The organism is Selenomonas sp., assembly GCF_052169755.1.
Classification (GTDB): Bacteria; Bacillota; Negativicutes; order Selenomonadales; family Selenomonadaceae; genus Selenomonas.
Map to the genome: position 1 here is coordinate 1 of NZ_JBQNBV010000068.1, position 11,212 is coordinate 11,212.

The window sequence follows — 11,212 nt, forward strand, 5'->3', positions numbered from 1 at the left end:
TTATATAGGAAGAACTTCCTTTATGCAAGGGATTCGTTGCATAAAGCGTGGGGTTTCGTTAAATCCACAGAGGCAAACAGCACAACAAAAAGCAGGGATACGAAGAGTCGCCTTGCGGCTTCTCTCCATATCCCTGCTTCTCTTTCGTATTCTCAGACCAGCTCCAAAAGCGCCATCGGCGCGGCATCTCCGCGGCGGGGACCGAGCTTCAGGATGCGCGTGTAGCCACCCGGACGCTCCGTGTACTTGCCTGCAATATCGTTAAAGAGCTTCCTGACTGCTTCTTCATCGCCAATATCGGCAATCGCCTGACGGCGAGCGGCAAGATCGCCACGCTTTGCCAGCGTGATGAGCTTTTCGGCGAGGCTTCTGACTTCCTTCGCCTTCGCTTCCGTCGTCTCGATGCGTTCATGCTTGAAGAAGGATGCCAAGATGCTGCGGAAGAGTGCCTTGCGGGCACTCGAATTACGCCCTAATTTTCTATAGCTCATGGTTTTTCCCTCTCTTATTCTTCTTCTTTCTTCAATGTCAAGTCGTATTCCTCGAGCTTCTTCTTGACTTCTTCCAAAGATTTCCTGCCAAGGTTCCTGACCTTCATCATATCCTCTTCGGTCTTCGATACGAGATCGGCGACCGTGTTGATATTCGCGCGCTTCAAGCAGTTGAAGGAGCGAACGGAAAGGTCAAGATCTTCGATGGTCGTTTCGAGCACCTTGGAAGCATCCGGCTCTTCCGGCTCAGGCAGTGCGACTTCTTCTTCTTCCTCTTCCTCAGGAATGCCCGCCATGCTCTGAAAGAGCTTGAAGTGCGAGATGAGGATGCTCGCCGCACGGCTCACGCCCTCTTCGGGGCGGATGGAGCCATCCGTCCAGACATCGAGAATGAGCTTGTCGTAGTCGGTGACGTTGCCCACGCGCGTGTCCTGCACGGTGTAGTTGACGCGCTGGATCGGGGAAAAGATGGAGTCGATCGGAATGACGCCGATGACATGATCGGGCTTCTTGTTTTTCTCCGCTGCCACATAACCTTTTCCACGCTCAACGGTCATCTCCATATGGATTTCACCGTCCTCATTGAGCGTCGCGATATGAAGATCGGGGTTCAAGATCTCGACGTCGGGATCGGTGATGATGTCCGCCGCCGTGACTTCCTTCTCGCCCTTGACGTCGAGACGAAGAACGCGCGGCTCTTCGCTGTGCATCTTGAGGCAGAGCGACTTGAGGTTCAGCACGATGTTCGTCACATCATCCCGAACCCCCGGGATGGTGGAAAACTCGTGCAGTACGCCGTCGATGCGAATCGAGGTGATCGCAGCGCCCGGCAGAGATGACAAGAGGATGCGCCGCAAGCTGTTGCCGAGGGTCGTGCCGTAGCCACGCTCCAAAGGCTCGCAGACGAACTTCCCATAACGATTATCTTCGCTGATTTCTACTATCTCGATCTTTGGCTTTTCGATCTCGATCATCCGGGATAACCCTCCTCCATTGTTCTCATGCAGTCGATCATATCGGTAAGTACCGGCAAGAGATTATCTGGAGTACAGCTCGACGATCGCCTGCTCGTTGACGGGGACGTCGATCTCATCGCGGCTCGGATAGCGCGTGACCGTGCCGCTGAGTTTTGCGCCGTCAGCCGTGAGCCACGCAGGGAGGTTCAGCGGCTTGTAATTCTCGGCGAGCGCCTTGAAGAAAGCGTTCGCACGGCTCTTCTCGTCGATCGTGATCTCATCTTCGGCGCGGACGAGCGCGGACGGAATGTCGAGACGCTTGCCGTTGACAAGGATGTGACCGTGCGTCACGAGCTGGCGAGCCTGACGGCGCGTCTTAGCAAGACCGAGACGGAATACGACGTTGTCAATGCGGCGCTCAAGGAGACCGAGGAGATTCTCGCCCGTGACGCCCGGCATCGTCTTTGCCTTTTCATAATACTTGCGGAACTGCTTTTCCAAGACGCCGTAGATGAACTTCGCCTTCTGCTTTTCCTTGAGCTGTATACCGTACTCGCTGACCTTGCGGTTCTGGCGGCGCGGCTGACGCTTGGACTGGCGGCTGATGCCGACCATACCCGGCTCGATGCCGAGCGAACGGCACCGCTTGAGGGTTGCGGATCTGTCAATAGCCATATTTCTTCTGCACCTCCATCAAACTCTTCTGCGCTTCGGCGGACGGCAGCCGTTGTGCGGAATCGGGGTGACGTCCTTGATCATGTTGACTTCAAGCCCCGTCGCCTGCAGGGAGCGGATCGCTGCTTCACGGCCGGCGCCGGGTCCCTTGACGTAGACCTCGACCTGCTTCAAGCCATGCTCCATCGCAGCCTTCGCTGCGACTTCCGCCGCCATCTGCGCGGCGAACGGCGTGCTCTTACGCGAGCCGCGGAAGCCGAGGCCGCCGGCGCTCGCCCACGAGAGGGCATTGCCGCTCTTGTCCGTCAGCGTGACGATCGTGTTGTTGAAGGTGGAGCTGATATGTGCAACGCCAAATTCAATGTTCTTGCGGTCTCTTTTTTTCGTCCGCGTCGTTTTCTTTACTGCCACTCAATGACCCTCCCTTTTATTTGTCCTTCTTCTTGCCTGCGATGGCCTTTCTGGGGCCTTTGCGCGTGCGGGCGTTGTTCTTCGTGTTCTGTCCGCGCACGGGAAGTCCCAAGCGGTGACGGCGGCCGCGATAGCAGCCGATATCGACGAGACGCTTGATCGCCATCTGACGCTCACGGCGAAGATCGCCCTCGACGATCGCTTCCTTGTCGATGACGTCGCGCAGTTTCACGACTTCATCTTCCGTGAGGTCGCGCGTGCGCGTGTCAGGATTGACGCCCGCCAACTTCAGGAGCTTCTGGGATGTCGTCAGACCGATCCCGTAGATATATGTCAAAGCAATCTCGATTCTCTTGTCACGCGGTAAATCCACACCGGCGATACGTGCCATAAAAAAGCACCTCCTTAACCTTGTCTCTGCTTATGCTTCGGATTTTCGCAAATGACCATGACGCGGCCCTTGCGTTTGATGATTTTGCATTTCTCGCAAATCCGTTTGACGGACGGCTTGACTTTCATTGACATTGCCTCCTTCTGCGCTGCCTGCCGAAAAAGCGGCTGCGTCTACTTAAAACGATAGGTGATGCGGCCGCGTGTCAGATCGTAAGGCGTAAGCTCAATCGTGACCTTGTCGCCGGGAAGAATGCGAATGAAATTCATGCGGATCTTCCCCGAGACATGCGCCAGGACGACGTGACCGTTTTCCAGCTCGACTTGAAACATCGCGTTGGGCAGCGCTTCCAGCACTTTGCCCTCGACTTCGATTACATCTTGTTTTGACATGAGCTTCTCCCTCTCTGAAATTGGGTTGGGCGAAAGCTGTCCATCTTCCGTGAAAGGAGCGTTCCGCATCGGGAAATGCCCATGCCCAACATCGTATTTTTCGGGACGCTTTCGTTCGCCCCGCCGTGACGCTCTAGCGTCTTTATCGCTCGGTGGCTCCCAAACACGCAGCCTCAGCCCTTCAAAGCAGCGAGCATGGCGACCTTGACGGCGTCGATGGTCTGTCTGCCGTCGATCTCCTTGTAGACGCCCGCCTTCTCATAGTAGTCGATCAAGGGCTTTGTCTGCGCCTCATAAACGGAAAGACGGTTCTTCATCGTCTCCTCGCTGTCGTCAGCGCGCTGGTAGAGGTCTCCGGAGCAGGCGTCGCAAACCGCGTCCTTCGCAGGCGGATTGAACTTCACATGGTAGGTAGCGCCGCAGGATTTGCAGATGCGGCGCCCGACGGCGCGCTCGATGAGGTCTGCCGTCGGCACCGTGATGTTTAGGGCAGCGGTGAGGCAAAGCCCCAGCTCTTTCAGAATGCCCGAAAGGGCGTCCGCCTGCTCCACCGTACGCGGAAAGCCGTCCAGGATGAAACCCTTCTTGCAGTCGGGCTTCGCGAGCCGCTCCTTTACGATGCCGATCGTGACCTCGTCCGGCACGAGCTTACCGGCGTCCATGCAGGCCTTCGCCTGCAGCCCGAGCGCCGTCCCCTCTTTCACGGCGGCGCGGAACATGTCGCCCGTCGAGATGTGCGGGATGCCGAACTCTTTCACGAGATTGGCCGCCTGCGTGCCTTTGCCGGCGCCCGGCGGGCCCATTAACAGGATATGCATCAAAGGACTCCTCCTATTTCATGAAACCTTGATAATGGCGCATGACCACCATGGACTCGATCTGCTTCATCGTGTTCAGTGCAACCCCGACGACGATGAGCAATGCCGTGCCGCCGAAGTACACGCCCTCGATGTGGGTCGCGCCCGCGACGAGGTTCGGCAGCACTGCGATGAAAGCCAGGAAGAACGCGCCTGCCAGCGTGATGCGCGTCATGACAGTATCGAGATATTCTTCCGTTGGTTTGCCCGGGCGTATGCCGGGGATGAAACCACCGTATTTTTTCAGATTCTCTGCCATATCCGATATCTTTACAGTAACCGCGGTATAAAAGTACGTGAAGAAAATGATGAGCAGCGCGTAGATACTGGTCTGCAGCGGTGTGCCCCACGCAAAATAACCGGCGAGTGTGGTCACCCAGGGAACTTCAATAAACTGGGCGACGGTTACTGGAAACATCAGCACGGATGACGCAAAGATGATTGGAATAACTCCCGCATGGTTGACCTTCAGCGGGATATGGCTGGAACTTCCGCCATACGTTTTCTTTCCGACAACCCTTTTTGCGTAGGAAATCGGAATTCTGCGATTGCCCTCTTGGATGTAAATGACAAACACGATCATCAAGAGAGCGATGACGGCAAAGACGAATGCGTTGAAATAGCTGATCGTCCCCGCCTGTAAGTAGCTGTAGATCGTGCCGAGATTCTTCGGCAACGCCGCGACGATACCGGCAAAGATAATGAGCGATATGCCGTTGCCGACGCCGTTCGCCGTGATCTGCTCGCCGATCCACATGAGGAATATCGTGCCTCCCGTCAACGTGATCGCGATGATCAGAATGGAGACGGGGTTGGGATTCAAGATCGCCTGCTTCAAGCCAATCGACATGCCGATGGCTTGGAAAAAGGCGAGAGCTACGGTCAGGTAGCGTGTGACCTTCGTCGTTTTCTTGTGCCCTTCCTGCCCTTCTTTGGACCATTGCTCCAAAGTCGGAATGACAACCGTGAGAAGCTGCATGATGATTGACGCGTTGATGTACGGCGTGATGCTCATCGCAAAGATGGAAAACTTGCTGAACGCACCGCCGGAAAAGAGATCCAACAGGCCGAACAAGTTGCCCGTAGCAAACAGCTGCTCGATCGCCGACGGATCAACGCCCGGTACAGGAATGTGCGTACCGAGACGAAACACGGCGAACATGACGAGCGTGAAGATGACCTTCTGTCTTAGCTCCGGAATCTTATAGACGTTCGCAAGGGCTGAAAACAATCAGATCACCTCGATCTGGCCGCCTGCCGCCTTGATCTTCTCCTCTGCCGACTTCGTAAAGCCGTTGGCGCGAACCGTGAGTTTCTTCGTGATCTCGCCCTTGCCGAGGATGCGGATGCCGTCACAGACATTCTTCAGGATGCCCTCTTCAACGAGTGCGACGGGATCGACGACAGCGCCGTCGTCAAAGCGGTTCAAAGTTTCGACGTTGACTTCCGCATAGATCTTGCGGAACACGTTGTTGAAGCCGCGCTTCGGAAGCCTGCGATAGATCGGCATCTGACCGCCTTCGAAGCCCGTGCGGACACCGCCGCCGCTCCTCGAATTCTGACCTTTGTGCCCGCGGCCTGCGGTCTTGCCGTTGCCGCTGCCGATGCCGCGGCCTACGCGGTTGCGCGTCTTTTTGGAGCCGGGCGCCGGGGACAATTCATGTAACTTCATACTGCTTGCACCTCCTTGTTCTTTCTTATATATTCTCGACCTTCACGAGATGTTCGACCTTGTGGATCTGCCCCTTCAGCGCATCGTTCATCTCACGCTCGACCGACGAGTTGAGCTTACGAAGTCCGAGCGAACGAACGGTGGCTCTCTGCGTCTCGGGACGACCGATGAGGCTTCTCGTAAGAGTGATTTTGACCTTTGCCATCGAACTTCCTCCTTAACCTAAGAGTTCCTGCACCGTCTTGCCGCGCAGTTCGGCGACCGCTTCGGCGCGCTTGAGCTGCTCGAGACCCTTGACCGTGGCGCGAACCATGTTGTTCGGATTCGACGATCCCAAGGACTTCGTGAGAATGTCGCGGATGCCCGCAAGTTCCAAGACGGCGCGCGCAGGACCGCCCGCGATGACGCCGGTACCTTTGGCGGCGGGCTTCAAGAGCACGCGTCCTGCACCGAAGATGCCGATCATCTCGTGCGGAATCGTCGTGTCCTTCAAGGAAACCTCGATGAGATTCTTCTTCGCGTCCTCGATGCCCTTTCGGATCGCCTCGGGCACTTCGCTCGCCTTTCCAAGACCTGCGCCGACCTTGCCCTTCTTATTGCCCACGACGACGAGGGCGCTGAAGGAGAAACGGCGACCGCCCTTGACGACTTTAGCGACGCGGTTGATGTAAACGACCTTCTCCTCAAATTCAGGAGTCTCGTTGTTTCTGTCCCGGTCCCTGTCATGGTTCCTGTCCATTCTAGCCATTCATTTACCTCCTTGCAAGTCAGAATTTAAGGCCTGCCTCGCGCGCTGCTTCCGCGAGCGCCGCGACGCGGCCGTGGTAGATGTAGCCTCCGCGGTCAAAGACAACCTCGGTGATGCCCTTTTCGAGTGCACGCTTCGCGACAGCGGCGCCGACAGCCTTCGCGGCTTCAATGTTGCCGCCGTAGTTCGAGAATCCCTTGTCCTTCGAACTTGCCGAGACGAGCGTCACGCCCTTTTCGTCGTCAATCACCTGCGCGTAGATGTTCGCGAGGCTTCTGTATACGTTGAGGCGTGGGCGTTCTGCCGTGCCCGAAACGTGGTTTCTCACGCGCAGGTGGCGCTTCTGCCTTGCCTTGTTCTTGTCTGCCTTGATCAGCACTATGGTCACTCCTTCCCTTTAAGCTGCCTTACTTCTTCGCCTTCGCGCCGGCCTTACCGACCTTGCGGCGAATGTGCTCGCCTTCATACTTGATGCCCTTGCCCTTGTACGGTTCAGGCAGGCGATAGCTGCGAATCTTCGCGGCGATGGCTCCGACAGCTTCCTTGTCGATGCCCGAAACGACGATGCTCGTCGCGCTCGGCGCGTCAAGCGTAATGCCTGCGGGCGGCTCGACGATGACGGGATGGGAAAAACCCAAGGAAAGGTTCAAATTCTTGCCCTGCTTCGCAGCACGGTAGCCGACGCCGTTGATCTCCAGCGTTTTCTTAAAGCCTTCCGTCACGCCGACGACCATGTTGTTCAAAAGCGTGCGCGTGAGACCGTGCAGGGAGCGATGCATCTTATCGTCCGACGGACGCGTGACCGTGAGGACACTGCCCTCGACCGTAATCTTCATGTCCGGATGAAGCTCGCGGAAAAGCTCGCCCTTCGGACCCTTTACTGTCACCTTATTGACTTCCTCAATCTTGACGGTTACGCCAGCGGGAATCTCAATCGGTGCTCTGCCAATTCTCGACATCTTTTCACCTCCAGACGTTTACCAGACATAGGCGACGACTTCGCCGCCAAGACCGGCCTTGCGGGCTTCCTTGTCGCTCATAATCCCCTTCGATGTGGAAATGATGGCGACGCCGAGTCCGCCGAGGACGCGCGGCAGCTCATCGTGCTTCGCGTAAGCGCGGAGACCGGGCTTCGAGATGCGCTTGATGCCCGTGATGACCTTCTCGCGTGCGGGGCCGTACTTGAGGAAAACCGTCAACATGCCCTGCTTGGAGTCTGCCGTGAAGGTGTAGTCTTTAATGAACCCCTCTTCCTTCAAGACCTCGGCGATCGCCTTCTTGATCTTGGAAGCGGGAATTTCCACCTTGGAGTGGTAAACGGAGTTCGCGTTGCGAACGCGCGTCAGCATATCTGCAATAGGATCAGTCATTACCATGAAACCGATATCCTCCCTTTCATTCTTTTCGAGGAAGACGCCGCGCTAAAGGTGCGGGACGGCTTCCCTTCACTTTCGCCCTTCGGGGCGGTTCCTTACCATAAAGCCCCAAGTGGTCAAGCCGTAGGCGCAGACCGATTGGTTAGGCTTCTGTAAGGGCGGCGCACTTTTGTCCACGAAGCGGACGTTTGTGCGTGTAGTTTACCAGCTGGCTTTCGTCACGCCGGGAATGGCGCCGTTGTAACTCTGCTCACGGAAGCAGATGCGGCACATGTCGAACTTTCTCATGTAGCCATGCGGACGACCGCAGATCTTGCAGCGGTTGTGCTGGCGCACCTTGAACTTCGGCTGCTGGCTCCACTTTTCGATCATTGATTTCTTTGCCACAGTTCATACCTCCTTCTTCAAGCCTTGAAGGGCATTCCCATGAGCTTCAAAAGCTCACGCGCCTCTTCGTCTTTTTCCGCTGTCGTGACGATGACGATGTTCATGCCGCGCAGCTTGTCGATCTTATCGTACTCGATCTCGGGGAAGATGAGCTGCTCCTTGAGGCCGACCGCATAGTTGCCGCGACCGTCAAATGCCGTGCTGCTCACGCCGCGGAAGTCGCGGACGCGCGGCAGGGCGACGTTGATGAACTTGTCGAGGAACTGGTACATGCGCGTGCCGCGCAGCGTGACCTTCGTGCCGATCGGCATGCCTTCCCTGAGTTTCCAAGCCGCAAGCGACTTTTTCGCGCGCGTCAGAATCGGCTTCTGACCTGCGATGATCGTCAGATCGCTGACGGCAGCGTCAAGCGCCTTGGGATTGACGACCGCTTCGCCGACGCCCATGTTGATGATGACCTTCTCGATCTTCGGAAGCTGCATGATGTTCTTGTAGCCGAACTTCTTCGTGAGCTCCGGCACAACTTCATTCTTGTACTTTTCCTGTAATCTTTCCAAACCGTGCTCCTCCTTCCTCGATTATTTCGTCTGGTCGATGACTTCGCCGCACTTCTTGCAGGCGCGAACCATCTTGCCGTTGACTTCCTTCTTGCCCGTGCGCGCAGCCTTTTTGCAGGCGGGGCATACGAGCATGACCTTGCAGGCGTTCAGCGGGGCTTCCTTCTGGATGATGCCGCCCTGCGGATACTTCTGGCTCGGCTTCATATGGCGCTTCACCTTGTTCACGCCCTCGACGATGACCTTGCCTTTTTTCGGCAGAGCCTCGACGATCTTGCCCTCTTTGCCCTTATCCTTGCCTGCGAGGACGACGACCGTGTCGCCTTTCTTTACGTGCAGTTTCACCTGTGACAAAATAGCGCCTCCTATCAAAGAACTTCAGGAGCCAAGGAAACGATCTTCATGAAATCCTTCTCGCGCAGCTCCCTGGCCACAGGGCCAAAAATACGGGTTCCTCTCGGCGTCTTGTCTTCCTTGATGAGCACGGCGGCGTTCTCGTCAAAGCGGATGAAAGAGCCGTCCGGACGGCGAATGCCCTTGACGCTGCGGACGACGACAGCCTTGACGACGTCGCCCTTCTTGACCGTACCGCCGGGGGCCGCTGCCTTGACGGCAGCCACGATAACATCACCGATGTTGGCATACTTGCGGTACGAGCCGCCGAGCACGCGGATGCACATGATCTCTTTCGCGCCCGTATTGTCGCCAACATTCAGCATGGTCTGCTGTTGAATCAATGTATGAACCTCCCTTTCGAGATAGCGGCGAGATTATTTCGCCCTCTCGACGATCTTCACGACTCTCCAGCGCTTGTGCTTCGAGAGCGGACGCGTCTCCATCAGAGCCACCGTATCGCCGACATGCGCCTCGTTGTTTTCGTCGTGCGCCTGGAACTTCACCGTCTTCTTGACGGCTTTTTTATACAATTTATGCTGTTCGATGTCGACAACGGCGACGACGACGGTCTTATCCATCTTGTCGCTTACGACCTTGCCGACTCTCGTCTTGCGTTCATTTCTCTCGCTCATCAAAGAGCCTCCTTCCTCTGCATATCAATCAATGTTTTGCCAAGCAAATGTCCTGACTTCCAAGTTCAAGCTCACGCTGCACCGTCTTGACGCGTGCGATTGACTTCTTGACTTCCTTGATACGCATCGGATTCTCCAGCTGACCGGTAGCGTGCTGGAAACGGAGGTTAAACAGCTCCTGTTTGAGCGAAGCAAGCTTTTCGCCAAGCTCCCCGGCATTCAAGTCGCGTATCTCATTAACCTTCATTTACTTCACCGCCCTCTGCTGCTTTCAGTGACTCCTCGCGCGTGACGAACTTCGTGCGGATCGGCAGCTTGTGGCCTGCGAGACGCATGGCCTCCATGGCAACTTCCTTCGACACGCCGTTCATCTCAAAGAGCACGCGGCCGGGCTTGACGACGCAGACCCAGTACTCAGGCGAACCTTTGCCGCTGCCCATGCGCGTCTCGGCAGGCTTCGCTGTAACGGGCTTGTCGGGGAAGATCTTGATCCAGACCTTACCGCCGCGCTTGATGTAGCGCGTCATGGCGATACGGGCGGCTTCGATCTGACGATTCGTGATCCATGCCGGCTCCAGAGCCACAAGGCCGAACTCACCGTGGCTGACCGTGTTGCCGCGATGCGCCTTACCCTTCATGCGGCCGCGGAACTGCTTGCGGTATTTGACTCTCTTCGGTAATAACATTAAGCCTCGCTCCCTTCAGCAGCAGCCTTCTGCGACTGCTTCTTCTCCGGAAGGATTTCGCCCTTGAATATCCAAACCTTGACGCCGATGCGTCCGTACGTCGTGCGGGCTTCCGCCGTGCCGTAGTCAATGTCGGCGCGCAGCGTGTGCAGCGGGATGCTTCCCTCGCGATACGCTTCGCTTCTGGCAATTTCCGCGCCGCCTAAGCGACCCGAAACCTTGACCTTGATACCCTTGGCGCCAAGACGCATCGTGCGGCCAACCGACTGCTTCATAGCGCGGCGGAACGCGATGCGGCGCTCAAGCTGCTGTGCGATGTTCTCGGCGACGAGCGTCGCGTCGAGATCGGGCTGGCGGATCTCGGCGATGTTGATGTCAACCGTCTTGTCCGTCTTGCCCTTGAGACCTTCCTTGATCTGCTCGATGCCCGAGCCGCCGCGGCCGATGACCATGCCGGGCTTCGCCGTATGGATCGTGAGCTTCAGGCGGTTCTTCGAGCGCTCCGTCTCAATCTTCGAGACGCCGGCAGCGCCGAGGCTCTCCTTCAAATACTTGCGGATCTTGATATCTTCATGCAGATTGTCT

General features: G+C 56.8%; 23 protein-coding genes. All 23 read right to left on the reverse strand.

Translation table 11 applies throughout. From position 1 onward, the window contains the following. Window positions 1-152: 152 nt before the first annotated feature. A complete protein-coding gene (gene rplQ, locus ACTTKG_RS06135) occupies window positions 153-491 on the reverse strand; it encodes a 50S ribosomal protein L17 (RefSeq protein ID WP_442673365.1) in 339 nt (112 codons plus the stop codon). Between the two features lie 14 nt (window positions 492-505). Then, window positions 506-1,465 (reverse strand): DNA-directed RNA polymerase subunit alpha, encoded by a 960-nt coding sequence (locus ACTTKG_RS06140; protein WP_442673366.1) that lies wholly within the window; start codon window positions 1,463-1,465, stop codon window positions 506-508. 63 nt (window positions 1,466-1,528) lie between these two features. Beyond that, on the reverse strand, window positions 1,529-2,122 hold the full coding sequence (gene rpsD, locus ACTTKG_RS06145; protein ID WP_442673367.1) for a 30S ribosomal protein S4: 594 nt from the start codon (window positions 2,120-2,122) through the stop codon (window positions 1,529-1,531). 18 nt (window positions 2,123-2,140) lie between these two features. Then, window positions 2,141-2,533 carry a 30S ribosomal protein S11 gene (rpsK, locus tag ACTTKG_RS06150; protein WP_314619575.1) on the reverse strand — a complete coding sequence of 131 codons (393 nt, stop codon included), beginning with the start codon at window positions 2,531-2,533 and terminating at the stop codon, window positions 2,141-2,143. A gap of 16 nt (window positions 2,534-2,549) precedes the next feature. Then, on the reverse strand, window positions 2,550-2,924 hold the full coding sequence (gene rpsM, locus ACTTKG_RS06155; protein ID WP_006191768.1) for a 30S ribosomal protein S13: 375 nt from the start codon (window positions 2,922-2,924) through the stop codon (window positions 2,550-2,552). Window positions 2,925-2,938: 14 nt separating this feature from the next. Further along, a complete protein-coding gene (rpmJ, locus tag ACTTKG_RS06160) occupies window positions 2,939-3,052 on the reverse strand; it encodes a 50S ribosomal protein L36 (protein ID WP_005842139.1) in 114 nt (37 codons plus the stop codon). 45 nt (window positions 3,053-3,097) lie between these two features. Then, window positions 3,098-3,316, reverse strand: a complete 219-nt coding sequence (gene infA / locus ACTTKG_RS06165) for a translation initiation factor IF-1 (protein WP_009645081.1) — start codon at window positions 3,314-3,316, stop codon at window positions 3,098-3,100. A gap of 173 nt (window positions 3,317-3,489) precedes the next feature. Next, window positions 3,490-4,134 carry an adenylate kinase gene (locus ACTTKG_RS06170; RefSeq protein WP_442673376.1) on the reverse strand — a complete coding sequence of 215 codons (645 nt, stop codon included), beginning with the start codon at window positions 4,132-4,134 and terminating at the stop codon, window positions 3,490-3,492. A 13-nt stretch (window positions 4,135-4,147) separates the two neighbouring features. Further along, the gene (secY, locus tag ACTTKG_RS06175; protein ID WP_442673368.1) at window positions 4,148-5,404 is read right to left on the reverse strand and encodes a preprotein translocase subunit SecY; all 1,257 of its coding nucleotides are present in this window, start codon (window positions 5,402-5,404) and stop codon (window positions 4,148-4,150) included. Then, entirely contained in the window at window positions 5,405-5,845 is a 441-nt protein-coding gene (rplO, locus tag ACTTKG_RS06180) for a 50S ribosomal protein L15 (RefSeq protein WP_442673369.1), read from the reverse strand. A gap of 25 nt (window positions 5,846-5,870) precedes the next feature. After that, window positions 5,871-6,050 carry a 50S ribosomal protein L30 gene (gene rpmD / locus ACTTKG_RS06185; RefSeq protein WP_006191760.1) on the reverse strand — a complete coding sequence of 60 codons (180 nt, stop codon included), beginning with the start codon at window positions 6,048-6,050 and terminating at the stop codon, window positions 5,871-5,873. 12 nt (window positions 6,051-6,062) lie between these two features. Then, complete coding sequence (rpsE, locus tag ACTTKG_RS06190) at window positions 6,063-6,593, reverse strand: 30S ribosomal protein S5 (protein WP_006191759.1); 531 nt, start codon at window positions 6,591-6,593, stop codon at window positions 6,063-6,065. Between the two features lie 19 nt (window positions 6,594-6,612). Continuing rightward, the gene (gene rplR, locus ACTTKG_RS06195; protein ID WP_009645159.1) at window positions 6,613-6,972 is read right to left on the reverse strand and encodes a 50S ribosomal protein L18; all 360 of its coding nucleotides are present in this window, start codon (window positions 6,970-6,972) and stop codon (window positions 6,613-6,615) included. 28 nt (window positions 6,973-7,000) lie between these two features. Continuing rightward, entirely contained in the window at window positions 7,001-7,552 is a 552-nt protein-coding gene (gene rplF / locus ACTTKG_RS06200; RefSeq protein WP_442673370.1) for a 50S ribosomal protein L6, read from the reverse strand. An 18-nt stretch (window positions 7,553-7,570) separates the two neighbouring features. Continuing rightward, entirely contained in the window at window positions 7,571-7,969 is a 399-nt protein-coding gene (gene rpsH / locus ACTTKG_RS06205) for a 30S ribosomal protein S8 (RefSeq protein ID WP_442673371.1), read from the reverse strand. A 201-nt stretch (window positions 7,970-8,170) separates the two neighbouring features. Continuing rightward, window positions 8,171-8,356, reverse strand: coding sequence for a type Z 30S ribosomal protein S14 (locus ACTTKG_RS06210; RefSeq protein ID WP_009645105.1), 186 nt, complete (start codon window positions 8,354-8,356; stop codon window positions 8,171-8,173). 17 nt (window positions 8,357-8,373) lie between these two features. Further along, on the reverse strand, window positions 8,374-8,913 hold the full coding sequence (rplE, locus tag ACTTKG_RS06215) for a 50S ribosomal protein L5 (protein ID WP_442673372.1): 540 nt from the start codon (window positions 8,911-8,913) through the stop codon (window positions 8,374-8,376). A gap of 21 nt (window positions 8,914-8,934) precedes the next feature. Further along, complete coding sequence (rplX, locus tag ACTTKG_RS06220) at window positions 8,935-9,267, reverse strand: 50S ribosomal protein L24 (protein ID WP_442673373.1); 333 nt, start codon at window positions 9,265-9,267, stop codon at window positions 8,935-8,937. A gap of 14 nt (window positions 9,268-9,281) precedes the next feature. Further along, window positions 9,282-9,650, reverse strand: coding sequence for a 50S ribosomal protein L14 (rplN, locus tag ACTTKG_RS06225; RefSeq protein ID WP_013740884.1), 369 nt, complete (start codon window positions 9,648-9,650; stop codon window positions 9,282-9,284). Between the two features lie 33 nt (window positions 9,651-9,683). Further along, window positions 9,684-9,941, reverse strand: a complete 258-nt coding sequence (rpsQ, locus tag ACTTKG_RS06230) for a 30S ribosomal protein S17 (protein WP_006191734.1) — start codon at window positions 9,939-9,941, stop codon at window positions 9,684-9,686. 28 nt (window positions 9,942-9,969) lie between these two features. Then, entirely contained in the window at window positions 9,970-10,188 is a 219-nt protein-coding gene (rpmC, locus tag ACTTKG_RS06235) for a 50S ribosomal protein L29 (protein ID WP_442673374.1), read from the reverse strand. After that, complete coding sequence (rplP, locus tag ACTTKG_RS06240; protein ID WP_006191729.1) at window positions 10,178-10,627, reverse strand: 50S ribosomal protein L16; 450 nt, start codon at window positions 10,625-10,627, stop codon at window positions 10,178-10,180. Before rplP ends, rpmC begins: the two co-directional genes overlap by 11 nt. After that, on the reverse strand, window positions 10,627-11,212 hold a 586-nt coding region (gene rpsC, locus ACTTKG_RS06245), incomplete at its 5' end, for a 30S ribosomal protein S3 (protein ID WP_442673375.1). The genes rplP and rpsC, both read right to left, overlap by 1 nt.